Raw genomic sequence first — 20,613 nt, forward strand, 5'->3', positions numbered from 1 at the left:
GTATTTACTTGACTAATTCCCTTAAATTGTGAAAACTAGTAATTGTAGATAAAGATACCCTTTGGTTTTTGTGACTGACTGAAAAATCACTGTCAGATAATTTCTTGGCGGTATCTTCACCTTAATTAATTAAATAAGGAGACTTGTTATGTTAAATGCAGCCTTTGCTTTTGGTGTGCCGATTGGACTTATCCTTCTTTATCTGGTTTTCTGGTTCATCAAAAAGACAAGATACGCTGATTACCGACGTTTTGTTTTGGCATTGATTTCAGTTTTTTTGACCACTTTCAGTTACCAAGTGTATCGTTATAGTCAGACAGTCCTTTTAGTCAATTCCCTAAAAGAATTTAAACAATCGTTTGGCTATAGTCAAAATTTACTATTCATTCCTTTAGTCGTAGGAATTATTTTGACTATTCTTAATTTCATTCTTTTGTTTCAACAGTTCAGAAAAAAAGAATAACAGGTTCGTCCTGTTATTCTTCCATTTGAAACCATTCAATTTCAACATTTTCGATTTGTTTAAGTATCTTTAAATCCAAATCAATCCATTCTTTCGAAACCGGATAATACTGGTTTTTCTCCAGTGTCTCTTCAATACTATTTAATAAATCCTGATCACTCCACAAATATTTTTGAGGATTGTCCATCAAAAGATGAAGCAGGTACGGATTTTTTAAAAGAAAAAAGTCTTCCTCGTATTTATATAATAAAACCTGATAGGTCTTCATATCCATTTTTCCACGAATCGCAAACAGGCCTTCGTTTGGGTCCGAAAGAAGGGCTAACATTTTCTCTGGCTGTATCATCTGTCGATTTAACATCCGTCGATCCCCTTTCTTTATACCCTCATTATACGAAAAACCCGTTCATAAAGACATCATTTAGTTTATTGTTTCTTCATTTTATCATTTTCATTAGAAGTCAATAACTTTCCGTCCCATTCCGCATAAAACTCCGTCAGGAAAGTTTGCATGAATTCTGTGCGCAATCTGGCCTCTGCTTTTCCAGCGGCTGTATTCATAGTTTTTTCTAACAAAAGAAGTTTTTCGTAAAAATGATTGATGACTGTACTTTTTTTACGGTACTCGGCTTTAGTCTTGAAATTCTTTGGTGCTACATCGGGTAAATAAAGCGGACTTTCTGTATGTCCACCATAGTAAGCTGTTCGCATAATCCCAATTGCTCCTAGAGCATCAATTCGATCCGCATCTTGAACAAGTTGTCCCTCTAAAGTCAACTCCGCCTTTCCCATTTCCAATTCGCGAGAATAAGACAAATTATCAATAATAGATAGGACATGTGCGATTTGATCAGAGGACCACTCCAGCGAAGCTAGAAAGTCGCTAATATTTTGGCGTTCTTGTTGGGGATCAGTCACAACCTTGTCATCAATCACGTCATGCAGGTAGCTAGCTGCCCAAATGACAGCTGCATCTCCTGCGTTTTCTTTTTCCTGCAAGGCTAGAGCAATCTTAGCCACTCGTTCACTATGAAAGAAATCATGGCCGCTCGTGTCCCTGTTCAGCTTTTCATAGCTGTAATTGCGGATTGCACTCAACTGTTCGCTCATTCGGCATCTCTTCTCGGTGGACGTTGGCCCCAATATTGGAAGAGATCTGTGCGAATCGCGCCATTGTATAATTTACGCTTCTTGGTTGCTTTAGCACCATAGTGATTCTCAAAGGTCAAATCACTGGTCAAAATATATTTGCTCCACGTTTTTAAAGGGATAAATACTTGGCCCATTTCATGATAGAGCTCTTGAACCTTTTCTTCATCGCCTAGACGTTCTCCATAAGGCGGATTTGCTACGATAACCCCATATTCTTTATCCGTTTGGAAATCCTTAACCGCCCGTTGCTTAAACGTGATCGAATCCCCTAAGCCGATTTCTTCGGCATTTCGCTTAGCAATATCAATCATATGTCCATTGATATCTGATCCGGTGATATCCAATACACTATCATAATCCGCAGCTTCATCCGCTGCCGTTCTAACTTTTTCAAACACTTCTTTGCCAAACCAATCCCATGTTTCACAAACGAATTCCCGATTAAAACCAGGGGCGATATTATGGCCAATTAGAGCAGCTTCAATACACAGGGTGCCTGAACCGCAAACTGGGTCATAAAATGGACGATCTTTGCGCCAATTGGTCAGCATAATCAATGCCGCCGCCATGTTTTCCTTTAATGGAGCGCCGCCTTTTTCCAAACGATAGCCACGTTTAAATAAGCTAGGACCTGTGGTATCAATCGTTAATACAACATGATCCTTCAGCAAAGCCACTTCTAACTGAAAAAAAGCTCCGGTTTCGGGCAATGGTACTCGGGCTGGACGATGGTAAACTTCACGTAACCGTTCAACAATCGCCTTTTTAGTGATAGCTTGGCAATCCGGCACACTGTAGAGCGTTGATTTGATGGAACGTCCCGCTACGGGGAATTTGGCATCCATTGGCAAAAAATCTTCCCAAGGTAACGCCTTTACCTTTTCGAATAGTTCATCAAAGGTGAAGGCATCGAATTCACCGACAATGATTTTTACTCGATCAGCCGTACGCAACCAAAGGTTAGCCGTCGCAATAGTTTCCAAATCGCCTTCGAAGCGAGCTCGACCATTTTCAACCTGGCAATCAATCCCTAAATCTCGTAACTCTTTTCCTACCAGTGCTTCAATACCGGCAGCCGCTGTCGCGATTAATTGATATTTTTTCATATTTTGCTCCTTGTCTTATGTAAGAGCTGAGCTCTTAGTTGAAAGTCTAATGACACATCTTATCCTTGTCAGAAAAAAAACCTTCTCAACATAGTTGGAAGGTACCCTGAAATCCTGCAATTTTCTGTAAGCCATGTTCTGTACGTGAATCAGCTCAGGGAAGCTGATTCACGTGGTAACCATCTATCTCCGATCAAGTCGGCTCCTTCATCGTTCATTTCCTTAGAAGAAGTGCCCCTACCGTTGTTTGGGTTGCTCGCTCGAGGGGTTTACCGCGTTCCACCATCTTAGTTTCCTAAAATGCTTCGTCACTGTGGCACTTTCAAGAATACTCAGGCATAGATTACTCCTTAGCCCTTTTTTCTGCCGTTACTCCATAAGAGTACCTTAGCTTATGGTTTCGCTAAGCACGAACACTACAGACAATCTCAGTCTTGTGCGAGCATGGACTTTCCTCAGCTGTAAAACAGCCGCGATTACCCGAAAATTGCAAAAATCAATTAAAATTGACGTGTTTTTTCGTTGTCGTCTTCTGCCTGCGTGTAATTTTGTTTGATATCGTCTACCGCAGTTTGAGTCGCTGAAGCTTGTTGATAAAGCTTTTTTCCGAATACTTCACGTTCAAGATTTGACAAACGTTTCAAAATGTCAAAGTTCGTCACAGCTGAACTCTTAGGTGCTGCTTCTTTCACACGAGTTGCAGACGGTTGGGCTTTAGATAATTGATCCACTTTTGCCTTCAAACGGTCGTTTTCTTCTCTTAATGCTAATAAATCCTTATTGTATGCTTCGTAGTCTTTAATGACATTGTCCAAAAATTCATCCACTTCAATTGGATCGTATCCACGCATCTTTGTTTTGAATTCTTGTTCCAAGATATCATTAGGAGTATAAATTACGTTCGCCATTTTTCCACCTCATTAACGTCTTTACTAATTATAGCTTTCCCTAACTATCATAGCGGATAAGACTGCGGAAATCAAACACTATCCTCGAAATCATACGAATTTTCTAAATCGTCCATCGAAATTGTTTGCAGCGAATAGTCGTTTTGTTCCTGAAACTTTTCAATCGATGAAAGCAAAAATTTGGTTTTCCCAGGAAATTCCGCATCATAAACGAGCAAGCTGCCATCGGTATGCTGCAGCATAAATTGAGTGTAATTTCGAAACTGAATTGGATTTTGATAAGGATGATGGCTCACCGAATCCACGAAATCTGCCTTTCCTTGCAGTTCTGTCAGTAAAAGCTGGTTGGCTTCGTTCCATTTGCTGCCAAATTCTTGGAACGGAAGAACCATCGCCAGCTTCACCTCAGGATACTCTTGCTTTAATTCAATCGTGACTTGACCGGCCCATATCTCACAGCCTAGGTTACCACCAGTCATGACCCACTCCAATCCATTTTCTAAATAATTCTTAAGCTCACGCTTTAAGGCTTTTTTGATCACGACAACTCGGGGATCTTTTTGATTAAAAATCCCCATTTCAAAGCTCTGATAGCCGCTAATGTATAATCTTTTGATAATTTCTGCCATATTTTTTTCTCTCTTTCAGATAAAAAGTGAATTTTTTGTTATAATGTCAAACAGGAGCGTGATAAGCATGGCCTTCCGTTACCCTAACGGTCAATTATTTTCATCCAATAGTACGCCAAATAGTACAGCAAATGAAACTTCGAAAACAGCGAAACGAACCAACTTCGCTAATCGTGGGATGCATTTTGAGGAAGCCATCAATCATAGTAATGATTATTACCTTACCCATGATATCGCAGTTATTCATAAAAAACCAACGCCGCTTCAAATCGTTAAAGTGGACTATCCACGAAGAAGTGCAGCGGTCATTAAGGAAGCTTATTTTAGACAACCCTCCACAACTGACTATAATGGTGTGTATAAGGGATATTATTTGGACTTTGAAGCCAAAGAAACTAAGAACAAAACTTCTTTCCCTTTTAAGAATTTTCACGAACACCAGATTAACCACATGCGGAGTTGTTCAAAGCAAGGCGGTATTTGTTTTATCCTATTATGGTTTTCCAGCATCCAACGTTGTTTCTTTCTGTCCAGTGAAGTATTAATTACTCTCTGGGAGCAACAAGCATCCGGAAAGAAATCTATGACTTTAACTCAAGTCGAAACAGAAGGAATCGAAATTTATCCAAAAATAGCACCGCGGATTCCTTATTTAGATGCTGTTGATGAATTTATTTGTAAAAAGGAGTAACTCACTATGGCAAAGACCTCTCGTTCAGAGAAACGACCGAAAAAGGCAGCAAAAAAAAGCAGCACCAAACGTACCGGCAAAAAGAGTAATCTGCCCATAAAAATCTTAACTGTAATTGTAGGGCTGTTATGCTTAGTTATGCTAGCCGGAGTTGGGCTGTTCTTCTTTTATGTTAAGGATGCCCCTAGTCTCGATGAAAAGAATTTGGAGGCATCAGCTTCGTCTAATTTTTATGCGAACGACGGAACAATGTTTTTGGATCTAGGCGCAGAAAAAAGAGAAACTGCTTCAGCCGATGAAATTCCACAGGAACTAGACGACGCGATTGTTTCAGTAGAAGATCGCCGCTTTTTTGATCATAGCGGAATCGATCCCATTCGAATTATCGGCTCAGCATTGCATAACGTCAGCAGCGATAGTGTTCAAGGGGGGAGTACCTTGACCCAGCAGCTGATTAAGCTTTCCTTTTTCTCTACCAAGTCTTCAGACCAAACGCTGCGCCGAAAAGCTCAGGAAGCTTGGCTGGCGTTGAAACTGGAGCGAGAAAAATCGAAACAAGAAATTTTGACCTACTATATTAATAAAGTGTATATGTCTAATGGTATCTATGGCATGGAGACAGCTGCGAAAACTTACTATGGCAAGTCGCTAAATGAACTAACAATTGCTGAAATTGCTTTACTGGCAGGTATGCCCCAAGCACCAAATGCCTACGACCCTTATCAGCACGCTGATGCTGCCAAAGAACGCCGTGATACAGTACTTTATACCATGTTGGATAACAAAAAGATCACTCAAAAAGAATACGACGAAGCAGTTGCTTCAGATGTCCAAGCTGGTTTGCAGACATTAGAGCCTAACAATGAAGAATTGAAGGTTACTGATAACTACGTGAAGGAAGTAATTAATGAAGTGCAGCGTAAAACTGGTCGAGATGTTTATACTGATGGTATGCAGATTTATACTAATTTGGATTTGAATACCCAAAAAGAATTATACGACATCGTCAATACCGATCAGTATATTCAATTCCCTGATGATCAATTCCAGGTAGCCGCAACACTGGTTGATGTTAATACCGGTAAAGTTACTGCCCAAATCGGGGGACGTAAAATTGCTGATGACGTGACTTTAGGACTTAATTTAGCTGTTACTACGGCTCGCGATTTTGGTTCAACAGTGAAACCAATTACCGATTACGGTCCAGCCTTTGAATATTTGCAAAAATCAACAGGAACCTATATTCAAGATGCACCGTACAATTATCCAGGTACCAAGACACCAGTAACGAACTGGGACAACAGTTACTACGGCAACATTACTCTCCGCAGAGCGTTATATGAATCAAGAAACGTACCTGCTGTGAAGCTTCTCGATGAAGTCGGAACGGATCGATCTGCTGAATTTATGAAGAAATTAGGCATTGAGTACAAGGATGTTTTGATGTCAAATGCGATTTCTAGCAATACTGAAACCCAGGATGGAACAAAATATGGAATCTCAACTGAGAAAATGGCAGCCGCCTATGCTGCTTTTGCCAATGGCGGAACTTATTTTGAACCACAATATGTAAACAAGATTGTTTATCAGGATGGCACAGAAGAAGAATTCAAGAGCGATGGCGAAAAGGCAATGGAGCCTTATACGGCCTATATGGTAACTGATATCTTAAAGGATGTAATCACTCAAGGGACTGGAACAAATGCCCGAATTCCGTCCTTAATTCAAGCAGGTAAAACCGGCACGTCTAACTATACCGATGATGAATTAGCCAAGATACCACATTATGGCAGTATTTCACCTGACGTTATGTTTAGCGGATATACCACTAACTATGCTATATCTGTTTGGACTGGTTATAATGATCGACAGCAGCCAATTACCTCGCAGTCTGACATGATTGCATCGGATGTTTATCGAGAATTAATGCAATATGTGTCATCAAGTGTTCCCAATGTGGACTGGGACTTCCCAGACGATCTAGTAAGAGTCGGCAATGAACTTTATGTTAAGGGGTCAAACTCTACTCAATATCAAGCACCAAGTTCTTCTTACTACAATAATTATAATAATACGCCAAATTATACGGTTCCGAGCACGACGACACCGTCCAGCTCTTTTTCTGGAGAAGAAACAACACCTTCTTCCTCACAGGAACCAGTGACTCCATCAGAAACGACACCATCTAATCCGGTAACAGAACCAAGTCAGACTCCGGACAGCAGCACTCCTCAGCCGCCTGATCCAGGCACTGGCGGTGATGGTGGCACCGGTGGAGATAACAATCAAGGAGGTAATCAAACACCTCCTGCTTCACAATAGACAAAGCAAAGACCTCAGAAACTTTTTACAAGTTTCTGAGGTCTTTTTAGTTTTGATCTTTTTAGGAAATTCAGTTTCTACTTAGCAATCCGCATCCGTTCCTTGCCTTCTTGACACATATCCAACAGAGGGCAAATATTGCATTTAGGGGCTCGAGCCAAACAATGATAGCGGCCAAAGAAGATCATAGTATGGTGGGTTTTTACCCACAACTCTTTAGGTACTTTACGCATCAGCACATCTTCTACTTCTGTTACACTAGCCTTCAATTTACAGATTCTCAGACGTTTGCTAACTCGTTCCACGTGAGTATCTACGGCGATTGCCGGAATACCAAATGCATCTCCCAACACAACATTGGCTGTTTTACGGCCCACACCCGGTAATTTAATGAGCTCTTCTCGGGTTTTAGGAACCTCACCATTATATTCCATCAGCAGCATTTCCGAGCAGGCTTTGATATTTTTTGCCTTGTTACGATACAAACCGATAGTTTTGATCTTTTCAATAATCCCTTCAATCGGTGCCTGACTTAATGCTTCAGGGGTTGGATAAGCAGCAAAAAGCGCTGGAGTTGCTTTGTTCACCGATACATCAGTTGCCTGCGCACTCAAAATCACTGCAATCAAAAGCTGGAAAGGATTATTTGAAACCAATTCACCGTGAGCTTCAGGAAACATTTCGTACATTCGCGAAATAGCTTCCATTGTTCTTTCTTTACTTAGCATCTGAATCATTCTCCTTCAGCCAATTGTACAACGATACTTTCGGCAACTCTTCGGAGCTCTTTACTTCTTCTTTTTGCAACAGAATCTGTTTGCGACGTTTTTGTTCCTCCTCTACCTGCTGCTTGGTACGGATGTTTTTTCGTTCCCAACTCAGCAGTACTCGATCGATATAGGTTAAATTGTAAGCTTGATTCAAAACTGCTTCTCGTAGGGCTAGAGCAATTAAATCTGGTGCATAATGATCTTCGTCCAGCCACTGACCAATTCGTTGATATTCGATCGCAGAAAGCGGTCGGCCGAATTCCTGCTCGAAGGATTGATACATCTTCTTAATTGCCTGCTCTTCGGTTTCCTGTTCTTCTTGGAAACGTTCCTGTTCTCTTAAGATGGCTAATCGATCATAAGCAGGCAGAAGGTTGTAACAATCTTTTTTTCGGCCATTCTCATCCTGAGTTGTTTCCAGAGCAACAAAACCTTTATTTATTAAATCACCTAACAGGTCATAGGCTTTCTCAGTGCCAATCCCCATGGCATCGGCTACTCTTCCCAAATCAGGAAAATCGTTTCCCTTTTGGTTAGCTGCTGAAAGCTGCAGCCAAAGCATACATTCAAAAGTTGAAAGCCCTAAGCGCGCGTAATTCGTCAAAAAAAGATTCGACACGGTTGTTTGCCCGCTCGCTAAATATTCTTCAAGTGAAATCATTTTACTGCCTCCGTTCTTTCCTAGTGTACACTAAATAATTCAGATATCCAAGATAGCTTTTCATTAGAAAAAAAGCTCCTTTTTTGGCTTCAATAGTAAAAGGACCTAGGAAAAATCCTAGGTCCAGACCTCAGTTGTTTAGTCGTCTTATTGATTAATTTTTTCTAAAGCTGCTTGGGCTAAAATATTTAAGTAATTCCAAGGACGGTCAAAATGAGGTTGGAAGAAGAAATCTTGTAATGCTAAATCTTCAACAGTCATTTCATTTTGGATCACAACTGACATAGTGTTAGCAGATTGAGTAATGTCGTACTTAGAAATAAATTGAGCACCAACGATACGGTTAGTCCCTTTTTCTGAGACTAATTCCATTAGAATCTTTTCAGTCGTCGGCATGAATTCTGGGCGATAGTTATCTTCGATCAAAGTAACATTTACATCAATTCCTTGCATTTTCGCGCCTTCACTCGTTAAACCAGTTGAACCGATGTTCCAGCCAAATAAGTATAAGCCAGAAGTTCCTTGAGTACCGCGGTATTTCATTTTTTGTTCTGTTAGATTTTGACCAACTAGCATACCTTGGCGAACAGCATTGGTTGCTAAAGGTATATAGCTGTCTTTATGAGTCGGGTTATAATGAACCACAGTCGAGTCACCAGCAGCAAAAATATCTGGATTGCTAGTTTGCATATAGTCATTGACTTGGATTGCTCCACTTGGAAGCATATCTACTTTGCCCTTCAACAAATCAGTATTTGGTCTAAAACCAACACACAAGATAACCATGTCAGCATCGAATTGGGCACTTGGTGTAACAACTTGCTTCACTGCACCGTTTTCATCTGCTACAAACTCACTAACGTTTTCGCCCAAAGCTAGTTTTACGCCGTGGTCTTCAAGTTCTTTTTCTAACAGGTCTGTGAATTGCTGATCCAAATATTTGTTCAAGATACGAGGCAGACCATCAATTAAGGTAACATCCTTGCCAGATTCTGCAAAAGCTTCTACTAATTCAATTCCAATATAGCCCCCGCCAACTACGACAACTTTTTGTGCGCTTTTTGCTTCTTCAATAATTTTGTTGGCTTGGTTGTAGTTTTTGCATAATAAAACATTTTTTGATTCAATACCTGGAATTGGCGGAATAATTGGCCAAGAGCCAGTAGTCATTACCAATTTATCATAATCGACGATTTTTTCTTCGCCGGTTTTTAAATCTTTTGCTGTAACTTTTTTGCCTTCAGTATCAACGTTTGTTACATCATGCTCCATGTTCACACTCGCACCTAAAGAAGCTAATTCTTCAGGATTTGAATAGAACAATCCTGCAGGGTCTTTCACAACGCCACCGACGTATAAAGCAATTCCGCATGACAAAAACGAAATATTATCATTACGTTCAAAAACAGTAACCTCAGCTTCTGGATGAGTTGCTAAAATATTTTTTACTGCTGCAGTACCAGCATGGGTACATCCGACAACTACGACTTTCATCTATATCCCTCTTTCTTTGTAACCATTATTAGTTTGCAATTATTTGCACAATAAGTATAGCAGAATAGAGCGAATTCCCTATCTATTTTGCTCACAGATTTGCATTTTCTATCATTTTATCGAAACTATTCAAGCGTTTTATTAAATGTTCAACTAAAAAACGCCGTAGATTAAGCATTAAGATTCTTTGTCCTAAATATGGAAATTCGCTAAGTTTTTACCTTATTCATTCACAAAAAGACTAGTTTCTTCTATTAGAAACTAGTCTAAAAACAGAATAGGTTTATGAGGTCAAATAATCATCAATTTTTTTCTTAGTCCATACCCATATACCAACAACTAAACAAAAACCAATAAAACACAAAATGCAATCTGATTTTGTTCCCGATGCAGGGGAAGTCTTCCCTATTCCGGATGCAGCAATTGGAATACTCTTTGAGGCTGCTTTGCTGGAATAATTGTTTTGAACTGTTTGAATCAGCTCCGGAATCTTTTTGTTCTTTTTCGTCAACTCGATCAGGTTATTCTCTTCAGTAACATTGAATATCAATGGCGTTTCGTCTAAAAGATAGTTACTGGGTGCCTTCGTTTCGACTAATGAATAAGTACCTGACGGCAAACGACCGATATGCAGGATTCCATTCTCATCGGTTACCAGATCATCTTCCGTGATTATCTCTTTTCCGTAAGCATCCCAGAGGATAAATTCTGCACCTCTAAGTTTCTTATTGGTGACACTATCGCTTTTGGTTAAGATAATGCCTTCCTTAACCTTAGGACCTCGATTAAAAACCAGTTTCTTCTGATGGGCGTTTTCTTCGTTGATGATTATCTTTTCTGGGTCTTTACCAATCTGATATCCCTTTGGAGCATTAATTTCATAGATAAGATATTCACCGCAGGGCAGATTCTTTACTTCAATGGTCCCATCTGATCCGGTTTGAATGACTTCGTTTTCCTTGACCCGCTGATTAGTTGAATTATACAAATGAAAAACTGAGTTTGCCAAAGGTTCCTCAGAATTACTATCGATCTTCTTAAGTAAGAGGCTCCCTGTTGGGGATGAATTATCATGATAACTATTGATAAATTTTTCTGAAATATTGTCCTTTTGATCATTGTCTTTATAAGTTACACTGCTTAACAGTTGTCCATCTTCTTCAACTATTTCGATGATAGCCGTCACCTTTTTTGCATCATAAATTATTTCTGATTCTGATCCTGCTTTTTCGACAATGGTGTAATAGTAAATTCCTGTATCCCGAAATTCTCTTTTCAAAAAGGTGATCTCACCTGTTTCATCATTAGCTTGCGTTTCTAGCAAATTCCCAGCTTCATCATACAATTCAAATTCAAATTCCTTCGCAGTCAATGGGCGTCCTATTAATTGATTTCGTACCTTCAATCCTACTTCAACTGAAGCTGGCTTTGGTTTTAGATTATCACCGGAAAAGCTGTTTCCCGCCTCGTTTTCTTGAAGGGCACTTTTTTTGTCATTCGCTAGAATAATGTTTTTTATCTTGATAGGATTGTCTTTATTGATTCGCTTTGCATCATCAGATTGCATTTCAAATTCTGAGATAATGGTTTTATGTGTGACATCCTCTTGAGCTGACACTGTCTCTCCTAAAAAAAAGGCCAGTATTGAAAAACAAAATGGAACCAGTAAAATGAGCGTCCACCAATATGCTACCTTAGCATTTTTCATAGTATATTCCCCTCTCCACTGCATATCGACAGTTCGGAAGTTTTCAAAAACAGGTCAGCAAAAAAACTCAGGAATCACTTCTAATGGCTGCAAAGCTTTAGCTTTTGGTCGTTGCAACTGATTTTTCTATTCTTGTAAAACGATTCACCCCATATAGTTATTTTTTATTCCTAATCGACTACAACCCTATTTACCTTATACTTTTCCCTGTAAAAGAAATTGCAAATATCCAATTTATAAAAAAACATCACGACTCAGATTGACTAATTTAATTAAATTAGTTTACACTTCTATGATATCATAGCTTTGCTCTTTTTTTCTATTTTTTTCGCATGAAAACAGAAAATAACTTAAAAAAAGAAAGCTATAAGATATATGCAAGATAATTCATTTTTTTAATCGAATCAAAATCAATTGAATAATATAACAAATTTTAAAGATAAAGATATTTTGTCGTTAAAGGATAATTGATTTGGATTTCTTCTCACGAGATTATCTTGCACTTCATAAACAAAAAGTACGTTATTTCATATATTGTAGTCTCTTTTTCAAAATATCTATTTGTACTATAATCGATCTCACTGGAAAAATATTTTACAACAATACTCTATGTATTCAGGGAAACAAAAAAAGACATCGTCTCAAGAACAATGTCCCCACTTCTTCTTTAGTTGTCTTACCCACTAGCTCTAGGTAGCAAAAGACACAGACTGTGAATTAAAACGACGAAATAATTGCTGTTCTCTTTTCAGTCTATAATGAAACCTTTCATAAAGAAAAAAAGATAAATCGTCGAAACGACTTATCCTTTCTTTTGACAATTAGGGCAAACTCCGTAAACTTCTAACCGGTGTTCGCTAATTTGATATCCAGTCAATTCACTGGAAGCCATCTCAACGTCTTCTAAACCTGGATAGAAAAAGTCTTCGATCTTGCCACAGTCTGTACAAATCGCATGATAATGTTTTTGTACACCAAAATCAAACCGACTTGCCGCATCTCCATAGCTCATTTCTTGCACGATACCGATTTCAACAAATTTTCGCAAATTATTATAGATTGTTGCCACACTCATATTTGGGAAACGACTTTCCAAAGCTCTAAAAATTTCGTCTGCCGTGGGATGACTGCGATGCTCAATTAGAAATTCTAAGATCGCATAACGTTGTGGTGTGATTCGTACATTCGATTCTTTAAGTCCTTCAATCGCATGTGCTACAGTTTGTTCTGCCATAATATATCCCTCCCCCTTATAATCTTTCTTAAATAATACTACTCTTCAATTATAAAAGCTAGAGAAAATGTTAAAACTTCACAAATACCCAAAAATTAGTCATCATATTTAAACAATTCCGTTGACAGGTAACGTTCTCCACTATCAGGAAGCAGAACTAACACCTTTTTGTCATTCGTCATTGTTTTCGCTAAATCCAATCCTGCTTTCAAAGCAGCACCTGAAGAAATACCAACCAAGATGCCTTCTTGCTTAGCTAGCTCGCGAGCCATTTCCATCGCTTCGGTCCCCTTGACTGCTTCAACCTCATCGTATGCTGAGGTATCCAGGTTGGCCGGGATGAAACCCGCACCAATTCCTTGAATCTTGTGAGGTCCTGGCTGGCCGCCTTCTAATACGGGTGATTCTTCCGGCTCAACTGCAACGATTTTGATTTGTTGATAGACGCGTTTCAGTTCTCGGCCGACACCAGTAATTGTTCCGCCCGTTCCGACTCCTGCCACGAAAACATCCAATCCACTATTGCCGAAGGTATCGACAATTTCTTGGGCTGTCGTTTTTTCATGGATTGCAGGATTGGCCGGATTCTCAAATTGTGAAGGGACGAACCAACCATTCTCTTTTGCCAGCTCATCAGCTTTAGCAATTGCGCCTTTCATACCATTAGGACCAGGTGTTAAAATCAGCTCCGCACCATAAGCCTGCATTAATTTTCTTCTTTCAATACTCATGGTTTCCGGCATTACTAGAATCACTTTATAGCCTTTAGCCGCACCAACCATTGCTAAACCGATTCCAGTATTCCCAGAGGTGGGTTCAATAATTGTTGCATCTTCCGTCAATTTTCCTTCTTTTTCAGCCCGTTCAATCATACTCAAAGCAATACGATCCTTCACACTGCCTCCGGGATTAAAAGACTCTACCTTTACATATACTTGCGCCATATCAGTGGAAGCTAAGCGCTTTAATTTTACAATAGGTGTCTGACCAATTGTCGATAAAATGGAATCAAAAACTTTTGTCATCGTTGCATCCTCCCTTACCTTATGTAAGTATAGTAAACGAAAAAACAAATATATGCTAGAAATACGTTATCACTTCTTACAAAAATGCTAACTGATAACGTAAAAAAAGGTTGATCCACAATTAAGGTTTGAAGACCCACCATTTTTTACTAAAAAAATTTAGTGACGACTCTTTGGAAAATTCAGAACCTAGCGACCAAACCGTTGCAACAAACTTACAGCCTCCATCTTCAGCAAACAACTTTAAGCCTTGACTATCCTGATTAGGAAATAAACGACTGGTGAATACGGTCTCGCCTTGATTCACGAATACTTCTACTGAAGAAGTATCAATAAATAAAGTCAGCTCAACCGTTGTTTCCATATAAGGTTTTCTTCTAATCGTTCCATAATCTTCCGCAATCGGCTGCCCTGCTAAGGTTCGATCTAAAACTAAGTGTCCTTCTGCGAAATTAAGCAAGAAAACTGTCTCTTCTTATTCACTCACATTAAACTTAATTCCCGCCTGCTCACACCCGACGTTAGTCAAAATCAGATGGATTTCAACAGGCCTTCCATTTGCATTCGCTATCTCCAGTTGCTCACTGACTAATTCAACTTCTATTTGATAAGCCTCTTGACGAAGCTTCATAAGTTCAGCAACTGGCTTTTGAATCCGACGATTTTGCTTAATCGAAAGCTCTCTAGGAATGGTCAAGCAATTAGCCCAACCATCCACATCAGCTGGATAAATCGTGTCGGGCAAACCCATCCAACCAATTAAAATTCGTCGATTATCAGGCCCTAAAGTAGTTTGTGGCGCATAAAAATCAAAGCCGCAATCTAACTCTTTAAACTCACCTGCAGTTCTAAATATATTTTCTGCTATCTGATGTTCACCAATGAAAAATCCGGAATGATAAACATTTTGGAATTGATGCCCCTTTGATGATAATCCTTGGGGAGACAGCATTAGTAGATCTTTCCCATCTATCGAGAACACATCTGGGCATTCACACATAAATCCAAGTCTTTCAACGTTTATTTCCAAAGGTCCTTTAAAGAGCCAATTAGAGAGATCGTTACTTTGGTAGGTCAATATACAACCAGTTTGTTCGTCAGTTTGACCACCAACAAACATATAGTATATTCTCTCATGCTTCAACACTATAGGATCTCTGAAGTTATCTGTGTAACCTTCTGGCGGTTTAGGAATCAGCGGTTTTTCCAGTTTTTTCGATTGATCCGTCCTTATTTATCCACGCCAAGGCTTGAGAAGAGTGGCGCACCCAATCAGAATCCCGTTTGTTTGCAGTGTAAAACAAATAAAGTTTATCTTTACTTGCTAAACTGCTGCCTGAAAAAATACCGTGAGACTCGTGATCATATTTCGGTGTCAAAGCTACTCCTTCATCTTTCCAATTCACTAAATCCATACTCGTCACGTGATACCAGTGTTTTAAGCCATGGATAGCTCCTAGAGGGAACCACTGATAAAACAGATGAATATTTCCCTTCAAACCAGCCAAACCCATTAGGATCGTTTAAAAGGCCGTATTTAGGTTATATATGGAAGGCTTGCCGCCAGACACTAGCAGCAGCTTTGTGACTTAAGTTCTCTAACTCCACTCGATCTACAGAGTTATATGGTCGATATCGTTCTTTCCTAGTCCATTCCATGTTTTCACTCTTCCGCTAAAGCTTCTTCTGGTATCATTACCTCTTCGGGGACTGCAAAAAGATACGTAATTACGAAAGCCAGAATAAATATCAGCAGACCCACAACTATATAGGTAACAAACTGAGATGGCTCATAAATATACATTAAAGGTGAAAGAATAACTGCTAAACCATAAGAATTAGCTTGTACACCTAACACAGATAAGAGTGCGCCTCCTAATGCAGAACAACCTAACATAACGATTAACGGTTTAGTTCCATAACGAATCGTTATCCCGAACAAAGCCGGTTCACTAACTCCTAGCAACTGGGTAATACCAGCACTAGTACCAATAACTTTTATTTTCTTGTTTTTTGCTTTAGTACTTATTGCAAAACAAACAGCTGCGTTAGCAAAGCCATACATGGCACATAATGTAATCAAGGGATTGAATCCAGTTTGGGCTAATAAACTAGTCTCAATCATTATAAACAAGTGGTGCATTCCGGTCATAACTGCTAATGGATACAAAAAGCCAATAACCAGTCCGCCTAATCCGAAAGGAATATGAATCAATGCTTTTACTAAAACGACTAAGCCAGCTTCAACATAATGCAACAATGGACCTAGCACCAATAATCCCATTAACAGCATACCCATGATAACAACAAAAGGAGTGAACATCAGGTCCAGTGAAGCGGGCATTACCTTGCGTAAACGCTTTTCTAAATTAGCACCTAAAATACCTACTACTAAAGCTGTCAACACACTTCCTTGATAACCAACAATCGGAATAAAGCCAAAAGCAATCAATGGTTCGATGCCACTATTAATATCAGCCACCGAGTAGGCATTTGGCAGCATCGGCGACACCAACATTAACCCAATTACAAAACCAATGATTGGAGTACCACCAAATTTTTTGAAGGCTGACCAGCAAATTAAAGCTGGCAGGAAAACAAAGACTGTATCCGTCAGAACATTCATTAAAGTTAAAATATATTCAGGAATTTGAGCAGTCGATGTTCCGAAAAACCCTAGTACGTTTTCGTTTAATATTACACCTTTAAGACCTAAAAATAACCCAGTTGCTACAATACCCGGAATAATTGGAATAAAAATGTCAGCTAAAGTTCGAATTCCTCGTTTGACAGGATTCCCTTCACGCTTAATTGATTCCAGGCTAGTTTCCCTTTGTCTCAGTTCATCATCATCTTGAATTAATGCGTCATAAACTTTATTGACTGTCCCGGTTCCTAAAATGATTTGATACTGACCAGCATTAAAGAAAACACCTTTCACCTGATCAACATTTTGGGTCTTCTTATCATCAATCGCCGCCCGATCCTTCACTTCCAATCTTAAACGAGTAGCACAATGAGTCATTGATAGAATATTGTCTTTCCCAACAATTTCAACAATCTCATCCCCAATTTTTTTGTAATCCATCGCCATTGTTGTACACTCCCTTTTTATTCGATAATCAAAATACTTTGGTAAGGCAATAATTCAATCTTTGTTCCTGAAAATGTTTTGTTATGCGAATCAAAATGTAGCTTGTTGATTGGTTTCTCTAACTCAAACACAACCTTTTCAGAACTGAAATTCGTATAAGAAATCAGACTTCCTGTTTTTGCTATTCGTCGATAGCCAATTACAGCTTCAGGCAGATTATCAATAAATGCAATATCACCAACTTGTAAAATATCCGAAATAGCTGATTGCTGTCGTAAAGAGATCATTTTTTTATACCCTTTGAAAACTGAATTACCTATGGCGTTTACCTTAGGATATTCTTCTGTCATCGACAACCAAGGCTTTTGATCTGAAAAACCACCATACTGACTATCGTTCCAAGGCATAGGTGTTCTAGAATTATCGCGACTTCTTTGATTAACAAAGCGTAATGCTTCTTTTTCAGAAAAACCTTCCTTTATACTGCGAGCATAGTTATCAATGCTTGAGATATCATCAAACTGTGAAATAGATGTTCTTTCGGCATTCACCATCCCTAGTTCTTGACCTTGATAAATGAAGGGAGTTCCTCTCAAGAAAAAGTACATGGCCCCTAAACCTAAAGCAGAATTTGCTGATTGGAATTCTTGTGCAACGAATTTTGACAAAGCTCGAGGTTGATCATGATTTTCAATAAAATTCGCTCCCCAACCGGCATTTTGCAGTGCTGCTTGTGATTGCATCAGCAGGTCCTTAAACTCGACTGTAGTCCAATTCGTTCGTTTAAACCAATCAGAACCTGATTCCACATCAATGTCGGCATAATGAAAATCAAAAATCATTGAAAAATATCCGTCTTCTCCGACATAGGTTGGAAATTCTTCATAGCTAACACCTGGCGCTTCGCCGACCGTAACGCAATTGTGTTTATCAAAAGTTTCCCTTCTTAGCTCGTGCAGAAAGATCTCAATTCCTGGACGATTTCGGGTTTTTTCTTTACAGGAAACTAATCCATCTACTCCATCTGCTGGCAGACTACCATAATCTTGATCCTTTTTGATAAAAGTAATAGAATCAATACGGAAACCCGCGATTCCTTTTTCCAGCCAACGATTAATCATAGCATACAACTCTTGGCGCATCTCACGATTTTCCCAGTTTAAATCTGGCTGACGTTTGTCGAAAACATGCAGATAATAGCACTCTTCATTAGGTACCTTTTCCCATACTGAACCACCAAAGATCGAGCGCCAATTGTTCGGCGGCTCCTTACCTTCCTTGAAAATGTAATAATCGCGATAAGGGCTGTCCTTATCAGCTAAGGCTTTCTGAAACCAAACATGTTCATCCGACGTGTGATTAATCACTAGGTCCAGCATTACTTTCAAATCAAATTTCTTAGCCTCAGCCAGCAGAAGATCCACATCCTCCATCGTGCCAAACTGACGATTAATGTCTTCAAAATCGGCGATGTCATACCCATTATCCACCATCGGCGAAGAGAAAATTGGACAAATCCACAGAGTTGTTACTCCTAGTTCTTTTAAGTAAGGCAGCTTTTCGATAATTCCTTTTAAGTCACCGATTCCATCATGATTAGAATCCTTGAAACTCTTCGGATAAATCTGATAAATGATTTCCTTTTTCCACCAATTCTTTTCTTTTTCCATGATCGTCCTCCACTTAGTGATATCGATACCACAAAAAAGTCTTACTTTGATCCGTTTTTTATTAACGGATCTTTGAGAATCATATTTCTCAAAATCATTCATAAACAGTTCCCGTGTAATTTTTATGATATCGATACCAGTTTAATGTTTAAAAAATTCGACTTTACTATTACGTTTAACTTCGGTAACTTTTTTACTTAGAAAGAAAAATTTTTCAAGCTATATGATATCGATTTCATTATTAATGTACTATGCAAAAATCATTCTGTCAAGTTTTTTTTTTTTCTTGTTAAGTCCTCATGCTAGAATAGTGTTTAAGTGAACTGCCTCATTTACTGGCCGGACTTTTTCCTGTGTATTACTAATTCAAAATGAATACCTCTCAATTGTTTTATTCTAAGGTACCAACAGACACAGAGTCACCATTTAAATAAAATTTAGGTGCCTACTATAAAACTTCTCATCAAATTTCCCTGTATTGAACTTTGAATCTATCTCTAAAAAGGACCAGAGATGATTGCTTTACCCACAATGTTTAGTTTTATTTTATCGTCTTCTTTCATGTACTTTTCTGGCACTCAACATTGATTTGGGACAAGCTGAAATTTGAAATCAATACTATGCAGATATCTTTAAAAAAAGTAAATAAAAAACTGATTAATTTTAACTGGTAAGATAAAGTTTGCAAAAAAAAGAAGCTTCTCAGCTTCTTTCAGATTATACTGCTAATTGTTGTCCTGGCATAAGAGTGGAATCCAAACTTAGTCCATTGTTTGCTAACAACTGATCTACACTAATTCCGAAATGCTGGGCGATTGCCCAAAGCGAATCACCATTTTGAACAGTATAAGATTGTCCAGTAGCTTGGGTAGTTCCTTGAGTTTGCGTTTGAGCCGCCTGAGCTTGCTGCGTTTGCGCTTCAGCAACTGCGGACGTTTGAACGGCAGTACCAGTTCCTGGAGTGTCGAAACGTGTCAAGTTGTACATCTGAATCAAGGAAATCAGCTTACCAGCATAGCCTGGATCAGTTGCATAGCGACCTGTTAAATAGGCAGCTGCATCCTGATAACTTGATGTATGGCTCTTCCAAGCTCCTGCATAATAAGAATTACGCATAATATTGGCATGATCTAAAAATGATTCTGCATAACTGCCATATACTGCAAAAGGCTCTGACATAGTTACCCATTGCCCGTTTAGGTATTCTTGTGTATTCATATAAACGCTTGGTCCGCCATTGTATTCCTTCACACCAAAAAGATTATAATAAGGTGCTGCAGATAAAGTTGAAGAGCCGAAACCCGTTTCAACTAGTGCTTGCGCGATCATAATTGACGCATATAAGTCATTTGATGCAGATACTTGCATAGCTGAGGCACCTAGTTGCTCAATAAAGGCTCCTTGGTCTTGCGTTTGCCCTGTTTCAGCTGCGGCAGCTTTGACAGTATTCATTCCCATTGCCACTGGTGTTACAGCCAAAGCTGTACCCAATACAGGCATGATACGTTTCACTCTCTTTTGTCGTTGCTGCTTTTCATATGTATGTCTTTCACTGCGAGTCTTAAATTGGCTCATTATTTACCTCCAAATATCCCTTGCTTCAATTCTTCAGATCTGGTCACAATAAAATTATACGCTATAATATTTTCTTAAACAATTTAAACATAGCTTCTTCACTCATTTGTT

17 protein-coding genes, 1 other RNA gene and 2 pseudogenes are annotated in these 20,613 nt (G+C 39.0%); 3 read left to right on the plus strand and 17 right to left on the minus strand.

What is annotated here, in order from left to right; all coding sequences use genetic code 11:
• The first annotated feature begins 148 nt into the window (after positions 1–148).
• Complete coding sequence (locus tag IGI49_RS05125) at positions 149–463, plus strand: hypothetical protein (RefSeq protein ID WP_429963646.1); 315 nt, start codon at positions 149–151, stop codon at positions 461–463.
• 13 nt (positions 464–476) lie between these two features.
• Here the strand turns inward: IGI49_RS05125 and IGI49_RS05130 are convergent, their stop codons facing one another.
• From IGI49_RS05130 to IGI49_RS05155, 6 genes are all read right to left on the minus strand, one after another.
• A complete protein-coding gene (locus IGI49_RS05130; protein WP_429963647.1) occupies positions 477–824 on the minus strand; it encodes a hypothetical protein in 348 nt (115 codons plus the stop codon).
• A 65-nt stretch (positions 825–889) separates the two neighbouring features.
• The gene (locus IGI49_RS05135; protein WP_429963648.1) at positions 890–1,573 is read right to left on the minus strand and encodes an HD domain-containing protein; all 684 of its coding nucleotides are present in this window, start codon (positions 1,571–1,573) and stop codon (positions 890–892) included.
• Positions 1,570–2,721: a THUMP domain-containing class I SAM-dependent RNA methyltransferase gene (locus IGI49_RS05140; RefSeq protein ID WP_429963649.1), complete on the minus strand. Its 1,152-nt coding sequence runs from the start codon at positions 2,719–2,721 to the stop codon at positions 1,570–1,572. Before IGI49_RS05140 ends, IGI49_RS05135 begins: the two co-directional genes overlap by 4 nt.
• Before the next feature lie 122 nt (positions 2,722–2,843).
• An RNA gene (gene rnpB / locus IGI49_RS05145) (RNase P RNA component class B) lies at positions 2,844–3,209 on the minus strand.
• Between the two features lie 12 nt (positions 3,210–3,221).
• A complete protein-coding gene (gpsB, locus tag IGI49_RS05150; protein WP_429963650.1) occupies positions 3,222–3,629 on the minus strand; it encodes a cell division regulator GpsB in 408 nt (135 codons plus the stop codon).
• A gap of 71 nt (positions 3,630–3,700) precedes the next feature.
• Positions 3,701–4,258, minus strand: coding sequence for a DUF1273 domain-containing protein (locus IGI49_RS05155; protein ID WP_429963651.1), 558 nt, complete (start codon positions 4,256–4,258; stop codon positions 3,701–3,703).
• A 67-nt stretch (positions 4,259–4,325) separates the two neighbouring features.
• Between IGI49_RS05155 and recU the strand changes: the two genes are divergently transcribed.
• Together recU and IGI49_RS05165 are read left to right on the plus strand one after the other, a co-directional pair.
• A complete protein-coding gene (recU, locus tag IGI49_RS05160; RefSeq protein WP_429963652.1) occupies positions 4,326–4,949 on the plus strand; it encodes a Holliday junction resolvase RecU in 624 nt (207 codons plus the stop codon).
• Positions 4,950–4,955: 6 nt separating this feature from the next.
• Positions 4,956–7,271: a PBP1A family penicillin-binding protein gene (locus tag IGI49_RS05165; RefSeq protein ID WP_429963653.1), complete on the plus strand. Its 2,316-nt coding sequence runs from the start codon at positions 4,956–4,958 to the stop codon at positions 7,269–7,271.
• Positions 7,272–7,348: 77 nt separating this feature from the next.
• On the opposite strand, the gene nth is transcribed toward IGI49_RS05165, so the two are convergent.
• The 11 genes and pseudogenes from nth to IGI49_RS05220 all read right to left on the minus strand — a co-directional run bounded on the left by nth (position 7,349) and on the right by IGI49_RS05220 (position 20,502).
• On the minus strand, positions 7,349–7,999 hold the full coding sequence (gene nth / locus IGI49_RS05170) for an endonuclease III (RefSeq protein ID WP_429963654.1): 651 nt from the start codon (positions 7,997–7,999) through the stop codon (positions 7,349–7,351).
• Positions 7,989–8,702, minus strand: coding sequence for a DnaD domain-containing protein (locus tag IGI49_RS05175; protein ID WP_429963655.1), 714 nt, complete (start codon positions 8,700–8,702; stop codon positions 7,989–7,991). Before IGI49_RS05175 ends, nth begins: the two co-directional genes overlap by 11 nt.
• A 147-nt stretch (positions 8,703–8,849) precedes the next feature.
• A complete protein-coding gene (locus tag IGI49_RS05180; protein WP_429963656.1) occupies positions 8,850–10,196 on the minus strand; it encodes an FAD-dependent oxidoreductase in 1,347 nt (448 codons plus the stop codon).
• Positions 10,197–10,479: 283 nt separating this feature from the next.
• Positions 10,480–11,904, minus strand: coding sequence for an MSCRAMM family protein (locus IGI49_RS05185; protein ID WP_429963657.1), 1,425 nt, complete (start codon positions 11,902–11,904; stop codon positions 10,480–10,482).
• 802 nt (positions 11,905–12,706) lie between these two features.
• On the minus strand, positions 12,707–13,138 hold the full coding sequence (locus IGI49_RS05190) for a Fur family transcriptional regulator (protein ID WP_429963658.1): 432 nt from the start codon (positions 13,136–13,138) through the stop codon (positions 12,707–12,709).
• Positions 13,139–13,233: 95 nt separating this feature from the next.
• Positions 13,234–14,163 carry a cysteine synthase A gene (gene cysK, locus IGI49_RS05195; protein ID WP_429963659.1) on the minus strand — a complete coding sequence of 310 codons (930 nt, stop codon included), beginning with the start codon at positions 14,161–14,163 and terminating at the stop codon, positions 13,234–13,236.
• 121 nt (positions 14,164–14,284) lie between these two features.
• Positions 14,285–14,626, minus strand: a pseudogene (locus IGI49_RS05200) (GH32 C-terminal domain-containing protein); the annotation flags it as partial.
• A gap of 12 nt (positions 14,627–14,638) precedes the next feature.
• A pseudogene (locus IGI49_RS05205) lies at positions 14,639–15,677 on the minus strand (glycoside hydrolase family 32 protein).
• Between the two features lie 149 nt (positions 15,678–15,826).
• Positions 15,827–17,257 (minus strand): PTS transporter subunit EIIC, encoded by a 1,431-nt coding sequence (locus IGI49_RS05210; protein ID WP_429963660.1) that lies wholly within the window; start codon positions 17,255–17,257, stop codon positions 15,827–15,829.
• A gap of 17 nt (positions 17,258–17,274) precedes the next feature.
• Complete coding sequence (locus tag IGI49_RS05215) at positions 17,275–18,927, minus strand: alpha-glucosidase (RefSeq protein WP_429963661.1); 1,653 nt, start codon at positions 18,925–18,927, stop codon at positions 17,275–17,277.
• Positions 18,928–19,644: 717 nt separating this feature from the next.
• The gene (locus IGI49_RS05220) at positions 19,645–20,502 is read right to left on the minus strand and encodes a glucosaminidase domain-containing protein (protein ID WP_429963662.1); all 858 of its coding nucleotides are present in this window, start codon (positions 20,500–20,502) and stop codon (positions 19,645–19,647) included.
• Positions 20,503–20,613: the final 111 nt, after the last annotated feature.

Origin of the sequence: Enterococcus sp. AZ071 (genome assembly GCF_050499065.1) — a bacterium.
Lineage (GTDB): Bacteria > Bacillota > Bacilli > Lactobacillales > Enterococcaceae > Enterococcus_A > Enterococcus_A ferrettii.